The following is a 14,009-nucleotide window of genomic DNA, read 5'->3' as shown; positions in this document are numbered from 1 at the left end:
TGAAGCTGCGTCGCGGCCAGGTCCGCTCCTACATGTCCATCTGGCGCCGCAGTGCCATCGGCTGTCAGAACACCAGCGCCGACATCTTGCGGCGATACCGGCCGACCAGGTCTTCGTCCTCGATCACGCGGAATGCATCGATCAGGCTGCGGCGCGGCAGGTTGTCGTCGAAGTTGCGGTCCTGGCGCAGCATTTCCAGGAACTGCTCCAGCGCTGCCTCGTCGTTGCCGTCGAGCAGGTAGCGCACGCCGAGCAGGTGGCGGGCGCGCAGGTCGGCGCCATTGGCGGCCACGCTGGCCTGCAAGGTGTCGGCACCGGGGGCGTCCTTGAGCACATTGGCAAAGCCCAGCCGGGCCTTGGCGCGCACCGCGCGGTCGTCGGTGGCCAGGTTGGCGGGCAGGGCGTCGATCAACTGCTCGGCCTCGGCGGTGTCGCCGGTCTTCAGCAGCGCCAGCGCCAGGTCCAGCTTGAGCTCGTCCTTGTCCGGTTCGGCGGCGATGGCCTCGCGCAGGGCCGCTGCCTGCGCCTGCGGGTCGAGCGGGGTGGGAGGCACTTCTTCGACCACCTGCGCCTCGGCCGGCAACACGCCATGCTGGGTCAGGAATTCGCGCACCTGGCCTTCCGGCATCGCGCCGGGGAAGCCGTCCACGATCTCGCCGCCCTTGACCAGGAACACCGTCGGCACCGAGCGGATCTGGAACGCCGCCGCGACCTGCTGTTCCTTGTCCACATCGACCTTGGCCAGCTCGAAGGCGCCGTGGTAGTCGGCGGCCAGCTTTTCCAGGATCGGCGTCAGCGTCTTGCAGGGCCCGCACCAGGTGGCCCAGAAGTCCACCAGCACCGGTGTCGTCAACGATTTCTGCAGGACCTCGGTCTCGAAGGTGTCGGTGGTGACATCGAATACATGCGGTTTGTCGGACATGGGTTTCCTGAAAGTAGTGACGGCAACAGTGGAGGGTAATGGTGGCAAACCCGGCCGACACAAGTCCGGCGCGGCTGCCAGGCCCAAGGGGTTCACGCCGCGTCCGCCCGGCACGACAATGCCGCGTCCTGGTGGCGCGCACGCGCCCCGCATCGGAGCACCACAATGGGAAGTACCGACGGCGCGCAGCGCTACCTGGGCCTGATCGCGGCCACCGTCTTCGTGCTGGCGGTGGCCGGGTTCGGCGCCACGTTGCCCGGCTATCTGCAGGCCAGCCACCCGGTCGCGCTGCTGGGCGCGGCCGGCGTGCCGCACGCGCTGGGCTTCAACCTGCTGGCCTTCGTGCTGGTCGGCGTGCTGGGCATGGTGACGGGGGTCAGCCTGCTGGCGCGCATGCCGCCCAAGGCCGGCTGGAGCCTGCGCGTGGGTGGGCAACTGGTCGTGCTGGCGGGGCTGGCCTTCGTCGGCATGGGCATGCTGCCGCTGGACCCCACCGACCTGGACGGCCGCGCCAGCCAGGCGCATGCCACGGCGTGGCTGTTGTGGGCGGTGGCCTTCGTGCCCGCCATGCTGTTGATCGCCGCGGCGCTGCTCAACGGGGCCGACACCCGTGGCCTGGCCTGGCTCAGCCTGGTGGCCGGGCTGCTGGTGGCGGTGCTGGCGTTCGGCCCGCCCGGCCTGCTGCGGCAGGCGATCGCCCAGCGGCTGGCGTTCCTGGCCTGGGTCGGCTGGCTGGCATTGGCCGCCTGGAGTTGGCCAGCCAAGTCGCCCGTGCTGCGGTAACGGTTTGGAGCACCTGCTGCACTGCGGTACCCTGTACCGCTTTGCACCGCCCGAGCATCCGCTCCCAATGTCCACCGTCGAACCGAACGCCTACGACCCCCAGCAGGTCGAATCTTCCGCCCAGCAGTTCTGGGATGCCACCCGCGCCTTCCAGGTCGACGAGAACTCGGACAAACCGAAGTTCTATTGCCTGTCGATGCTGCCGTACCCGTCCGGTGCGCTGCACATGGGCCATGTGCGCAACTACACCATCTCCGATGTGGTGAGCCGCTACAAGCGCATGACCGGCCATAACGTGCTGCAGCCGATGGGCTGGGATGCGTTCGGGTTGCCGGCCGAAAACGCCGCGATCAAGAACAAGACCGCGCCGGCCAAGTGGACCTACGCCAACATCGAGCACATGCGCGGCCAGCTCAAATCGCTGGGCTACGCCATCGACTGGTCGCGCGAGTTCGCCACCTGCACGCCGGACTATTACGTGCACGAGCAGCGCATGTTCACCCGGCTGATGCGCAAGGGCCTGGCCTATCGCCGCAACGCGGTGGTGAACTGGGATCCGATCGACCAGACCGTGCTGGCCAACGAGCAGGTCATCGACGGTCGCGGCTGGCGCTCCGGCGCGCTGGTGGAAAAGCGCGAGATTCCGCAGTGGTTCCTGCGCATCACCGACTACGCGCAGGAGCTGCTGGACGGCCTGGACCAGCTGGACGGCTGGCCGGATTCGGTCAAGACCATGCAGCGCAACTGGATCGGCCGTTCGGAAGGCCTGGAAATCCAGTTCGACGTGCGCGACACCAACGGCGCCGCACTCGACCCGCTGCGCGTGTTCACCACCCGCCCGGACACGCTGATGGGCGTGACGTTCGTGTCGATCGCCGCCGAGCACCCGCTGGCGCTGCACGCCGCCAAATCCAACCCGGAACTGGCGCGCCTGCTGGAAGAGCTCAAGCATGGCGGCGTCTCCGAAGCCGAGCTGGAAACCCAGGAAAAACGCGGCATGGCCACCGGCCTGACCGCAGTGCACCCAATCAGCGGCGAGCAGGTGCCGGTGTGGGTGGCCAACTTCGTGCTGATGGGCTACGGCACCGGCGCGGTGATGGCGGTGCCGGGCCATGACCAGCGCGATTTCGAATTCGCCAACAAGTACGGCCTGCCGATCGTGCAGGTGGTCAAGCTGCGCGAGCCGCGCAACGAAGAAGAGCAGACCTGGGACGCCACCCAGTGGCGCGACTGGTATACCGACAAGAGCCGCGAGCTGGAGCTGATCAATTCGGCCGAGTTCGACGGGCTGGATTTCGGCGGCGCCTTCGAGGCACTGGCCGAGCGCTTCGAGCGCAAGGGCCAGGGCCAGCGCCGGGTCAACTACCGCCTGCGCGACTGGGGCGTGAGCCGCCAGCGTTACTGGGGCTGCCCGATTCCGGTGATCTACTGCGCCAAGTGCGGTGCGGTGCCGGTGCCGGAAGACCAGCTGCCGGTGGTGCTGCCGGAAAACGTGGAATTTGCCGGCACCGGCTCGCCGATCAAGACCGACCCGACCTGGCGCCAGACCACCTGCCCGGACTGCGGCGGCCCGGCCGAGCGCGAGACCGACACCTTCGACACCTTCATGGAGTCCAGCTGGTACGTGGCGCGCTACACCAGCCCCAATGCGCGCGACATGGTTGACCGCCGCGCCAACTACTGGATGCCGGCCGACCTGTATGTGGGCGGCATCGAGCACGCGATCCTGCACCTGATGTATTTCCGCTTCTATCACAAGCTCATGCGCGACGCGCGGCTGGTGGACAGCGACGAGCCGGTGACCAACCTGCTCACCCAGGGCATGGTCATCGCCGACACCTTCTATCGCGATGCCGACAACGGCGGCAAGGACTGGATCAATCCGGCCGACGTCGAGATCCAGCGCGATGAGCGCGGCCGCGTCACCGGTGCGGTGCTGATCGCCGATGGCCAGCCGGTGCACATCGGCGGCACCGAGAAGATGTCCAAGTCCAAGAACAACGGCGTGGACCCGCAGTCGATGGTGGCCAAGTACGGCGCCGACACCGTGCGCCTGTTCTCGATGTTTGCCGCACCGCCCGAGCAGTCGCTGGAGTGGAACGAGGCCGGTGTCGACGGCATGGCGCGCTTCATGCGCCGGCTGTGGGTGCAGGTGCACAAGCATGTGGGCGAGGGCGCTGCGGTTGCGCTGGATGCTGCCAGCCTGAGCGCCGAGCAGAAGGCGATCCGCCGCAAGACCCACGAGACCATCGGCAAGGTCAGCGACGACTATGGCCGCCGCCACAGCTTCAACACCGCCATTGCCGCGGTGATGGAACTGTCCAATGCGCTGGCCAAGTTCGACGATGCCAGCGACCAGGGCAGGGCAGTGCGCCAGGAAGCGCTGGAAGCGATGGTGTTGCTGCTCAACCCGATCACCCCGCATGCCAGCCACGCGTTGTGGCAGGTGCTGGGCCGTGGCGAGACGTTGCTGGAAGACGTGGCGTTCCCGCAGGCCGATGCCGGCGCGCTGGTGCGCGATGCGCTGACCCTGGCGGTGCAGATCAATGGCAAGCTGCGCGGCACCATCGACGTCGCTGCGGACGCCACGCGCGAACAGATCGAAGCGCTGGCGCAGGCCGAACCCAATGCCGCGAAGTTCCTCGACGGACTGACGATCCGCAAGATCATCATCGTGCCGGGCAAGATCGTGAACATCGTGGCGGGGTGAAGGCGGCGCAGTGGCCGGGTTGCCATGCCCGGTCCGTGCGGTGTGCCGGATCGGCGCTTGGCGGACCCGGCTAGTTTTTCATTTGGTGCTGGCGAAGCATTGCATTGGTAGTCGCGATGTGCCGTTGCGCGTAATGCCGCGTTTCCCGTGCATCACTCCCTGGCGCTCGGCAACCGCACGCCAGGGTTGCCTCGGTGGTTCGTGGCACGCATTGCAGTGCCGCGTGGCGACGCGGTTTTCATTTCTTGGCGCCGCAATCCGTTGCGGCGCTTATCAAGCCCCGTTCACGCGTGCTGCGTCAGGCTAGCCGCCTGTTGCCGCCGCCGGGGCGCTCATCCAGACTGTGCCCATGATTCGATTTCCTACTGCCTTCGCTGCGTCCCTCGTGCTGGTCTCCAGCCTCACCGCCTGCGGCTTCCATTTGCGCAATTCGCTTGCGTTGCCTCCCGACACCCCGGCAGTGAAGGTGCAGTCCGCAGTGCAGTACAGCGAACTGGCCAAGTTGCTGCGGCGCGGCCTCAAGGCGGCTGGCGCCACGCTGGCCGATGAAGATGCCAAGACCGGCTTTGCGCAGGTGCAGGTGCTGTCCGAGCGGTGGGGCGACCTGCCGATCGCCATCGACAGTCAGGGCCGTGCCCAGGAATACAGCCTGCGCTATGCCGCCATCTTCACCGTCACCACGGCCAACGGCTCGGTGCTGGTGCCGCAGCAGGTGATCGAACTCTCGCGCGACTACGTGTCGCCACCGGTGGATGCCACCGGTACCGCCACCGAGCGCGAGATCCTGGCCGACGAACTGCGCAAGGACATGTCCGCATCGATCCTGCGTCGCATCGACAGCGTGGTGCGTGCGCGTATCCAGCGCGGCGAAAGTCTGGAGAGCACCCCGACCGCGCCGCTGCCGCAGGCCACTACGCCGCCGGTGCAGCCGTCCACGCCCGAGTCGAGCGTGCCGGCGTCGCTGCCACCGGCGCCGACCTCGAACAACTGAGCGCGTGGGTATCGATACGACGACGCAGTGGCCAGGCAGGCACCGCCGACTGGCGCCGGCTCGCGCGCTGGCGGCGGCGCGACTGCTGACTCAGCGGGCCATGACGCGCCAGCGGCGCCTAGTCGCTGCCAGTCTGCACGCGCGGTCGTAGCCCATGGAACTTCGCCCAGAACAGCTGGCCGGCCAGTCCAGCCAGCCCTTGCAGCCGGCCTATCTGATCGCCGGCCCGGAAACCTTGCGTGTGCTCGAAGCCGCCGACGCCATTCGTGCGCGCGCGCGCGCCGAAGGCATCGGCGAGCGTGAGGTGTTCGATGCCGATGGCCGTGATTTCGACTGGAACCAGCTGGATGCCAGCTTCAACGCGCCCAGCCTGTTCAGCCCGCGCCGTCTGGTCGAGGTGCGCCTGCCCAGCGGCAAGCCCGGCAAGGACGGCGCCGAGGTCATCACCCGTTTCTGCGCCAATCCGCCGCCGGACGTGGTGCTGCTGATCACCGCCAACGACTGGAGCAAGGCGCACCAGGGCAAGTGGGCCGAGGCCGTGGGCCGCATCGGCACCATCGCGGTGGCCTGGGCGATCAAGCCGCACGAATTGTCCGACTGGATCGAGCGCCGCCTGCGTGCACACGGCCTGCGTGCCGACGCGGCCGCCGTGCAGCGGCTGAGCGAGCGGATGGAAGGCAATCTGCTGGCCGCCGCGCAGGAAATCGACAAGCTCGCCCTGCTGGCCGACGGCAAGACGCTGGATCTGGAGGCGATGGAATCGCTGGTGGCCGATGCCGCGCGTTACGACGTGTTCCGCCTGGCCGAAACCACCTTCTCCGGCCAGCCGGTTGCGGTAGTCCGCATGCTGGCCGGGTTGCGCGCCGAAGGCGAGGCAGTGGCCGCGCTGATGCCGATCCTGATCAAGGAACTGCTGCGCACCGCCGCGCTGGCCAAGGTGCAGGCCAACGGCGGCAACCTGGCCGCCGAGATGAAGTCGCAAGGCATCTGGGAAGCGCGCCAGGCCCCGTTCAAGCGCGCGCTGCAGCGCCACCCCGAACCGCGCCGCTGGGAGCGTTTCGTCGCCGAGGCCGGCCTGGTCGACCGCATGGCCAAGGGGCGCGCCGACGGCGATGCCTGGGTCGGCCTGGAACGCCTGCTGGTGGCGGTCGCCGAAGCGCGTGCGGTGAGATTGCTGGCGTGAAGGTCGGGAGAGCCGGGACCCGGGACCCGGGACCCGGGTCCCGGGAAGGGCACGGGCAGCGAGCGCATTCCGATCACCTTGTGCAGCCCAGCCTTGTAACCGGCTCTCCCGGGTCCCGGGTCCCGGGTCCCGAGTCCCGGCTCCACCTCTACTACGGCGGCACCTTTGACCCGATCCACCTGGGCCATCTCGCGATCGCCTGTGCGGCGCGCGACGAGCTGCAGACGCGCGTGCAGCTGATCCCGGTGGCCGATCCACCGCACCGCCCGGCGCCCGGCGCCACCGCCGTGCAGCGCGCGCACATGCTGGAGCTGGCGCTTGCCGATCGCCCGGGGCTGCTGCTGGATACCCGCGAACTACAGCGCGCCGCGCATAGCGGTGCGCCGTCCTACACCGTGGACACCTTGCGCGACCTACGTGCCGAACTTGGCCCCGGCGCGCCGATCGCCTGGCTGCTCGGCGCCGATGCGTTTGTCGGGCTTGAGCATTGGCACGAGTGGGAGGCCTTGTTCGGGCTGGCTCACCTTGTGGTGGCCGCACGTCCGGGCACCGCGCTGGAGCTGGCCGAAGCGCCGCAGCTGGCTGCGGCGGTGCAGGGCCGCTGGGTCGCCAGCGCCGACGACCTGGTCACTGCGCCGGCGGGTCGCCTGTATCTGCTGCATCAACCGTTGCGCGGCGAATCGGCCAGCGCCGTGCGCTCGCGTATTGCTGCGGGCGGCGCCTGGCAGGCGCTGGTGCCGCCGTCGGTGGCCGGAGTGATCCAGCGCGAGGGCCTATATGGCAGCGCCCGGCCGGCTAGCTGAACACGCGTCCGCCCGGACCGGCCTATAATTCACGCCAATTCCATCGAGTCGCCGCTTTGACCAGCCAAGCCCAAGTCATCAAGACCTCCCTTCCGAATCCGCCGCCGTCGGTGCCGGCCCTGTTGGCCACCGTGCGCGAAGCCGTCGAGGAACTGAAAGCCAAGGACGTGGTCGAGATCGATGTGCGCGGCAAGTCCAGCGTCTGCGATTACATGGTGATCGCCTCCGGCACCTCGACCCGCCACGTCAAATCGATCGCCGACGAAGTGGTCAAGTTCGCCAAGCGTCTGGACGTGATGCCGCTGGGTGTGGAAGGCGAGCGCGAAGCCGAGTGGGTGCTGGTCGACCTGGGCGATGTGGTGGTGCATGTGATGCTGCCGCGCGTGCGCGAGTTCTACGCACTGGAACGTCTGTGGACCGTGGGCGATCAACGCCCGTCCGACGAAGACGAGTCCGGCGCAGTCCAAGACTGACAACGCCCGGCATGCCGAAAAAAGCCCGCGTATCGCCGGCTTTGCCCGATTCGCAGGCATTACGGCAACTGCGCGGCCAGCCTGCGCAGGCGGGCGGTGCGCCGCTATCGCCGGCGCGCAAACGCTTCGACCGGCTGCTGCACGATCTGCAGGGCCACCGGTCCCAATTGCAGGCCTGGCAGGTGGCGCTCGCCCAGTGGCGCGAGCGCTATCACGGCGAACTGCAGCCCTTGTTCGACCTCCGCCGCGAGGCCGACGTTGCCCTGGTCGAACAACTCGACCGCGCGTCTGTCGCCATCAAGTTGGGCAAGGCCGAACGGCAATTCCTGTCCGAGCTGTTGTGCGATATCGCCGCCCCGTTGATCGAGGCCGGGCACGAGGCGCTGCGGCCGATTTACGATCGCCATAGCGCGGTGAGCTATGCGCAGGAAGTGTCCGAATCCGACGCGCTGATGAGGCAGATTCTTGGCGACGCCTACGGGCTGGATGCCGACGAACTGGATGGCATCGATTCGCCCGAGGAGCTCTACGAACGCGTCAGCGAGCGCTTGCAGCAGGAACACGCGCAGCAACAGCAACGCGAGACGCAACGTCGCACGCGCGCCGAAAAGAAAGCGGTGGCCGGCAATGCCGAACCGCCTCCGCTGCGCGAGCTATACCGCAAGCTGGCCGGCAATCTGCATCCCGACCGCGCCAAGGACAGCGACGATCACGCATCGCGCACCATCCTGATGCAGCGGCTCAATGCCGCCTACAAGGCCGGCGATCTGCTGGGCCTGCTCGAATTGCAGGCAGAAATCGGCCTGCTGGATGCGCAAGGCGTGGACGCAATGAGCCCGGCACGCTTGCAGGACTACAACCGCGAACTGGATCGGCAGTGCAAGGCGTTGCAACAGCAGGTCGCGCAGCAGGCGACGCAGTTCTGCCAGGAGTACGGACTGGAGCTGCCATCGCGTCCCAAGCCTGAGCGGCTGTCCCGGTTGATGGCGCAACTCAAGCGCGATGTCGAGGAGGATCTGTGGGATGCCCAGCAGAGCCTGCGCGAGCTCGCCGACCCGTCGGCGTTCAAGCGCTGGCTCAAGCTGCAGCGCGCCATGGCGGGCATGCCCGACGTGCCCTGGTTCTGACGGACGCGCATTCGCCAACCAGCGGAAGTCGGCCGATCCCGCAGCTCACCTGAGCGATGCCGGACGCAACACCTTGTCCGCCCGGCATCGCTGGTTTTGCAACACGCTCATGAATACGCGTATAGCAGCCTTCGCAAGGCGGCTGGGCAACGTCAACCGCCGACTGCCGCTTTCCGCCAATGACCGGCCAATCATGGCCGGACATTCACGACCGGCCATGATCGCGCGGGTCCACCGCGACGTTTACAACGGGCCGCGTTCCCACGGCCCGGTGATCGCCAGGGTGATGCCCGGGGTCTGGATATTGACGAACAAGGTGCGCGCCAACGGGTCCCAGCACGCACCGCAGAACTCGGTGTCGCGGTAGTCGCCTTCGGCAATGGTCTTGCCGGCATCGGCGATCTGCTGCGAGGTGAGTTGCACGTTGTTCTTGGCCAGATAAAACGATTCGCCGTTGCGGGTCAGGCCCAACAAGCGTGCGCCGGGGCCGTATTCGTCCGGGCTTTCGCCGCCGTCTTCGCACAGCACCACGCCGCCGCGCGCGCTGACCGTCACGTTGTCCGGGTTATGTGCGGCCAGCTGGTTGCCGCTGACGAATAGTGCGCTCAGGCGCTGGGTAAACAGGTCCAGCACCCACACCGCGCCATTGCCGTAACCGCGACGTCCCTGTGCATCCACGCCGGTGCTGGTGTCCACGATGAACATCTTGCCGTAGCTGTACCAGATGCCTTCGCCGCGGCTCATGCGCAGCGCGCCATCGGCCCAGGCCTGTGCGAACGGCCCGCTCAAGGTGTCGTTGGCGCCGATGTCGGCAAAGCCGGCCGGTGCGGCGATGCTGTCCAGATCGGGCTCGGCGATATCCACCCACTCCAGCTGGAACTGCTGGCCGATGCTGGCCACGGTCAGGTCGGCATTGCGACGCCCGCGCACGCGTGCGGCCTGCAGCCGGCCGCCGTTTTCCAGCGAACCGTTGCGGCCGCGCCGGTCGTTGGGGATGAAGCGATACAGGCCGGCCTTGTTGCGGTCGTCTTCGGTGAGATAGACGATGCCGGTGCGCGGGTCGATCGCCACCGCTTCGTGGCTGAAACGGCCCAGGCCTACCAACGGGCGGCCGGTGGTGCGATGGCTGTCGGGGTCCACTTCGAACACGTAGCCATGCTTGCGACCGGTGCTGGACACCGCGTTGGTCTTGATTTCTTCGCAGCTCAGCCAGGTGCCCCAGGGGGTCGGGCCGCCGGCGCAGTTGACCAGGGTGCCGCCCAGGCTGGGCTCCAGGCTGCCCCAGCCGCGCCGGCCGTAACTCAGCGTGGTGGTGCCGCCGCCGGCCTGCTGGGTGCCGCTGACGATGCCGGTGTCGTACATCGCCGGCGCGCGGAACGGCGTGGTGGCGCCGCGTTCGTGGTTGCGGATCAGCACGTATTCCAGGCCGCGCAGCGGATCGCTGCCCGGGCGCCAGTCGGGCCGGCGCAGGCCGACCACGGCCATGCCGTCGTGGCGGTCGGGGCAGGGCTGCCCGTCGTCCATGCGGTCGCCGCTCCAGCCGAACGAGCGGTAGCTGAAACCGCGTGGCAATTGCAGCAATGGCAAGCCGGTGCTCTGGTCGGCCACCGGGGCGAGCGGACCGTAGCGGCTGGGAACCGGCGCAAGCCGCGACGACGGCGAGGTGGCGGCCTGGGCCTGGCGCGATTGCAGCGCACTCAGGCTGCCAAGGGCGCCAGCGGCCATGACGGCAGCACTGCCCTTGAGAACCTGGCGGCGGGCGGGATCGAAAATCGGCATCGAACGACTCCTGCGGGGCTGGGTGGTCGGGCGACACTAATTGCCGGCTGTAACGACACCATGACACGCAGCGACACATCGGCACAGACTGCCCAGGCTGTGACGCGGATATCATGTCGCCATGAAATGCCGACTCATCGCCACCGGCGAGCGCGCACCGGCCTGGGTGGCGCAAGGTTTTGCCGAATATCAAAAGCGTCTGTCGCACTGGATGCCGCTGGAGCTGGTCGAGATCGAACCCGGCCTGCGCGGCAAGGGGCGCGACGCGCAACGCGCCATCGATGACGAGGGCCGCCGCGTACTGGCCGCACTGCCCAAGAACGCGCATGTCGTGGCGCTGGATGTGCCCGGTCGCCCCTTGAGTTCAGAGCAGCTTGCCCAGCGGATGGAACATTGGCGCGGGCAGGGCCGCGATCTGGCGTTTCTGATCGGCGGCCCGGAAGGGCATGCGGCCGAGGTCTTGAAGAGCGCCAACGAAAGTTGGTCGATCGGCCCGCTCACGCTCCCGCACATGCTGGTGCGCCTGATCGTGGCCGAACAGCTGTATCGCGCCGCGGCGATGCTGGCCAATCATCCGTACCACCGCGCGTAAGCGGTGGGCGCCTGGTGGCTCTTGGCATGGCTGTATCTGTGCCGGCCCGAGGCAGGCTGCCAGCGGTCGGCCGGCACAGGAATGGCTACCGAACCTGATTGCGCACGGCCATCCGCCCCCGATTGACGGTCACGCGTCTGCATGTGACCGTACGCCCGACTGCCGGTCACAGGTATCCACTGGCTGGCAGGTAGGGCGCGTCGGCGCCGTCTCGGCATTAGACATGACGCTATCGGGCATCTTTGCTGGGAACGGTGGAGCCTGCTACGCGCGCGTCATCGACATATCGATCGCTACTTTGTCGCCAGGATTCGCGCCTGCGTGGCGCTCTGCCGTGGCTGGTTCCAGACCATGGCCTTACGCCGGAGTGGTAGGCCGATGCCCTGCGCAGCGCATCGAAGACGGTGACCCGATGCCCGGGCCACCGCATTCGACCACTCATCAATTCAACGAGAAACTCACCGGCACCAGGCCGTAGGCCTGCACCGCCTGGCCGTTCTGCATGGCCGGCTGGAAGCGCCAGCTACGCAGCACCTGGCTACGTGCGGCCAGATCGAGCACCCGATGGCCGCTGCTGGTCTGCACGCTCACTTCGGCCGGGCGTCCATCGGTGCCGACCAGTACGCGCAGCAGTACCGTGCCTTGCTGGCCGGCGCGCAATGCGGCCGCCGGGTAGCTCGGCGCTGGCGAACTCAAATACTGCAATTGGCCTGCTTCGATCGGCCCGCTGGGCGCAGTTGTCGTCGGGGTGCCTTCTGCGACCACGTCGGAGACCGTTGCCGGAACTGCAAACGCTGGGTTATCGACAACGGGCTCCTGACTGACCACCGCGGTCTGCACCGGTACCGTTAGCGTTTTGGTGGGCGAATGTGTTTTCGGCTTGAACGTCACTTCGACCGGAAACACCGGTGGCGGTGGCGTCGGGATGCTCATCGGCATCACCCACCTCTCCTTCGGCACGGTCTGCTGCGGAATCGCCCGATGCGAGAGCGGAATCAACAATAGGCCACCGGCCAGGAGATGCAGTGCCACGGCGGTGCTCATCGCCAGGACGCGCGAGCTGTCGATGCCAAGGGGACGGGAAGAAACCTGCGATTGCGTGCGAACCATCATCCACCTCCAGAACGGAACTGCGGAAAGGACCAGCGCGGCCCGGACGCCATACACCATCCGGTAGCGTAGGTTTACCGCAGCGCGCACACCGGCACAAGCACGGCGCAGACATTCGTCTGGCGCAACGGATCGGCACGGGCCTGCGGATGCACTCCATCAAGGTCGCGGCGTCAATCCGCCGGCATTCTTCGAGGTGCCAGCTTTGATCATGTCGCCACTGAAAACGCCCAGCCGACGCCGGGCGTTCTGGCAGAAAAGCCCGGCCCCTTGCAGGGCCGGGGGAAACGACAGTGACGGGAGAGGGCGTCAGTAGTCGTAAGACACCGAGAACATGGCGTAGCGCGGCTGGGTGAAAAACCGGCCCATGTTGTAGGTGTTGGACAGCGTGAACGTGTCGTCTTCCCAGGTGGAATCAACCTGCAGCGGCTTGCGCTCATGTTGAAGGCCTGCAGGGCCACCGCAAGCTTGTTGTCTGCAAAGGCAGGCGGTAGGTCAGGCCCAGGTCGACGATCTTGGTCCAGGGCAAGTTACCGACCCTCACATTCGAACGAATTTGATCGCCGGCAGCGAGCGGCTGCGATGGTCCTTGGCCGATGACCCGTTCACGCCCACAAACGACACTGCCCTCCGAAGAGGCAGCGAGGAACGGCGATTGGCGGGAGTCCGTTTTCTTAGCGACCGAGCTCGAACGTCACGTCCAGAGTGATCGAGAGCGTGCTTTCGCCGGGGGCCACCGGGGTATCCATTTCGGCCTTGGCCGAGCGCATCGAGGCGGCCATCATCATCGGGCGCACGCCGCCGCCACTGCGGCCTTCGGAAATGCTGACGATGCGGCGCACCTTCAGACCCAGCGATTTGGCGTAGGTCTCGGCGCGGGTCTGCGCCTTCTTCAGTGCGGCGACGCGGGCTTCGTCATACACCGGTTCGGGCTGGTCGATCGAGAAGCTGGGACCATTGATGTCGTTGGCGCCGTGAGCGACCAGGGCGTCGAGCACCTTGCCGAGCTTGGCGATGTCGCGGACCTTGAGGCTGACCGTGTTGCTGGCCTGGTAGCCGTTGATCTTGGGCGCCTCGTTTTCCTTGTAGGTGTACTGCGGGCTCAGGTTGATGCCGCTGGTCTGCACGTCCTTGTCGGCGATGCCGGCCGCCTTCACGGCGCTCATGACCTTGCTCATCTGCTCGGCGTTCTGGCGCATGGCGGCGTTGCCGTCGGCGGCCTGGGTGACGACGCCGGCGGACAGCGTGGCGATGTCCGGCACGCGCTTGGCCTCGGCCTCGGCCGACACGTTGAGCAGGGTGCCGTCGTTGGGAATGGTGTAGCTCGGGGCAGTCTGGGCGTGGGCGGTCATGGCGGTTCCGGCGGCGATGGACAGGGCCAGCAACAACGGCTTGAGGGTGGTACGCATGGGATCTCCTTGTCTGTGGCAAGAGCGTGTTGGGAGGTCGATGAATATGTTGTGAGCCGGACGCCACCGCGCAGCGCGGACGCGCGTGCCGAGTCAGCGGGCGGGCACGGGCAACAGGTATGCTGGG

12 protein-coding genes and 1 pseudogene are annotated in these 14,009 nt (G+C 67.3%); 8 read left to right on the top strand and 5 right to left on the bottom strand.

The genetic code is table 11. The features are described 5' to 3' along the window. Positions 1-64: 64 nt before the first annotated feature. Positions 65-922: a thioredoxin gene (gene trxA / locus ABQZ09_RS10110; RefSeq protein WP_349776802.1), complete on the bottom strand. Its 858-nt coding sequence runs from the start codon at positions 920-922 to the stop codon at positions 65-67. Between the two features lie 165 nt (positions 923-1,087). Between trxA and ABQZ09_RS10105 the strand changes: the two genes are divergently transcribed. The 7 genes from ABQZ09_RS10105 to ABQZ09_RS10075 all read left to right on the top strand — a co-directional run bounded on the left by ABQZ09_RS10105 (position 1,088) and on the right by ABQZ09_RS10075 (position 8,992). Continuing rightward, positions 1,088-1,705, top strand: a complete 618-nt coding sequence (locus ABQZ09_RS10105; RefSeq protein WP_349776801.1) for a DUF998 domain-containing protein — start codon at positions 1,088-1,090, stop codon at positions 1,703-1,705. Positions 1,706-1,772: 67 nt separating this feature from the next. Then, a complete protein-coding gene (gene leuS, locus ABQZ09_RS10100; RefSeq protein WP_228314079.1) occupies positions 1,773-4,415 on the top strand; it encodes a leucine--tRNA ligase in 2,643 nt (880 codons plus the stop codon). Positions 4,416-4,764: 349 nt separating this feature from the next. Further along, positions 4,765-5,406, top strand: a complete 642-nt coding sequence (locus ABQZ09_RS10095; RefSeq protein WP_039563965.1) for an LPS-assembly lipoprotein LptE — start codon at positions 4,765-4,767, stop codon at positions 5,404-5,406. Positions 5,407-5,560: 154 nt separating this feature from the next. Next, positions 5,561-6,589: a DNA polymerase III subunit delta gene (holA, locus tag ABQZ09_RS10090; protein ID WP_349776800.1), complete on the top strand. Its 1,029-nt coding sequence runs from the start codon at positions 5,561-5,563 to the stop codon at positions 6,587-6,589. Continuing rightward, positions 6,586-7,392: a nicotinate-nucleotide adenylyltransferase gene (nadD, locus tag ABQZ09_RS10085; RefSeq protein ID WP_349776799.1), complete on the top strand. Its 807-nt coding sequence runs from the start codon at positions 6,586-6,588 to the stop codon at positions 7,390-7,392. Before holA ends, nadD begins: the two co-directional genes overlap by 4 nt. Before the next feature lie 56 nt (positions 7,393-7,448). After that, the gene (gene rsfS, locus ABQZ09_RS10080) at positions 7,449-7,865 is read left to right on the top strand and encodes a ribosome silencing factor (RefSeq protein WP_228314076.1); all 417 of its coding nucleotides are present in this window, start codon (positions 7,449-7,451) and stop codon (positions 7,863-7,865) included. Between the two features lie 11 nt (positions 7,866-7,876). Then, the gene (locus ABQZ09_RS10075; RefSeq protein WP_349776798.1) at positions 7,877-8,992 is read left to right on the top strand and encodes a J domain-containing protein; all 1,116 of its coding nucleotides are present in this window, start codon (positions 7,877-7,879) and stop codon (positions 8,990-8,992) included. 243 nt (positions 8,993-9,235) lie between these two features. Here the strand turns inward: ABQZ09_RS10075 and ABQZ09_RS10070 are convergent, their stop codons facing one another. Beyond that, entirely contained in the window at positions 9,236-10,771 is a 1,536-nt protein-coding gene (locus ABQZ09_RS10070; RefSeq protein ID WP_047695702.1) for an alkaline phosphatase PhoX, read from the bottom strand. A 121-nt stretch (positions 10,772-10,892) separates the two neighbouring features. Here ABQZ09_RS10070 and rlmH point away from each other — a divergent pair, with 121 nt between their 5' ends. After that, entirely contained in the window at positions 10,893-11,363 is a 471-nt protein-coding gene (rlmH, locus tag ABQZ09_RS10065) for a 23S rRNA (pseudouridine(1915)-N(3))-methyltransferase RlmH (protein ID WP_039411730.1), read from the top strand. A gap of 441 nt (positions 11,364-11,804) precedes the next feature. Here the strand turns inward: rlmH and ABQZ09_RS10060 are convergent, their stop codons facing one another. From ABQZ09_RS10060 to ABQZ09_RS10050, 3 genes and pseudogenes are all read right to left on the bottom strand, one after another. Further along, positions 11,805-12,476 (bottom strand): energy transducer TonB, encoded by a 672-nt coding sequence (locus tag ABQZ09_RS10060; RefSeq protein ID WP_166751472.1) that lies wholly within the window; start codon positions 12,474-12,476, stop codon positions 11,805-11,807. 306 nt (positions 12,477-12,782) lie between these two features. Further along, a pseudogene (locus ABQZ09_RS10055) lies at positions 12,783-13,008 on the bottom strand (hypothetical protein); the annotation flags it as partial. A gap of 139 nt (positions 13,009-13,147) precedes the next feature. Next, a complete protein-coding gene (locus tag ABQZ09_RS10050; protein WP_349776797.1) occupies positions 13,148-13,882 on the bottom strand; it encodes an SIMPL domain-containing protein in 735 nt (244 codons plus the stop codon). Positions 13,883-14,009 lie beyond the last annotated feature (127 nt).

This window comes from Xanthomonas sp. WHRI 6106 (assembly GCF_040202405.1).
In the GTDB taxonomy this organism is placed as follows: domain Bacteria; phylum Pseudomonadota; class Gammaproteobacteria; order Xanthomonadales; family Xanthomonadaceae; genus Xanthomonas; species Xanthomonas cannabis.
The sequence above is the reverse complement of the archived record's forward strand: the minus strand, read 5'-3'. Positions and strand labels throughout refer to the sequence as shown.

What these genes read in the sequence shown, in the direction of transcription:
- ABQZ09_RS10075 (WP_349776798.1), top strand. Translation starts at nt 7,877, where the DNA reads ATGCCGAAAAAAGCCCGCGTATCGCCGGCTTTGCCCGATTCGCAGGCA.
- rlmH (WP_039411730.1), top strand. Translation starts at nt 10,893, where the DNA reads ATGAAATGCCGACTCATCGCCACCGGCGAGCGCGCACCGGCCTGGGTG.
- ABQZ09_RS10105 (WP_349776801.1), top strand. Translation starts at nt 1,088, where the DNA reads ATGGGAAGTACCGACGGCGCGCAGCGCTACCTGGGCCTGATCGCGGCC.
- ABQZ09_RS10050 (WP_349776797.1), bottom strand. Translation starts at nt 13,882, where the DNA reads ATGCGTACCACCCTCAAGCCGTTGTTGCTGGCCCTGTCCATCGCCGCC.
- holA (WP_349776800.1), top strand. Translation starts at nt 5,561, where the DNA reads ATGGAACTTCGCCCAGAACAGCTGGCCGGCCAGTCCAGCCAGCCCTTG.
- ABQZ09_RS10070 (WP_047695702.1), bottom strand. Translation starts at nt 10,771, where the DNA reads ATGCCGATTTTCGATCCCGCCCGCCGCCAGGTTCTCAAGGGCAGTGCT.
- leuS (WP_228314079.1), top strand. Translation starts at nt 1,773, where the DNA reads ATGTCCACCGTCGAACCGAACGCCTACGACCCCCAGCAGGTCGAATCT.
- ABQZ09_RS10060 (WP_166751472.1), bottom strand. Translation starts at nt 12,476, where the DNA reads ATGATGGTTCGCACGCAATCGCAGGTTTCTTCCCGTCCCCTTGGCATC.
- ABQZ09_RS10095 (WP_039563965.1), top strand. Translation starts at nt 4,765, where the DNA reads ATGATTCGATTTCCTACTGCCTTCGCTGCGTCCCTCGTGCTGGTCTCC.
- trxA (WP_349776802.1), bottom strand. Translation starts at nt 922, where the DNA reads ATGTCCGACAAACCGCATGTATTCGATGTCACCACCGACACCTTCGAG.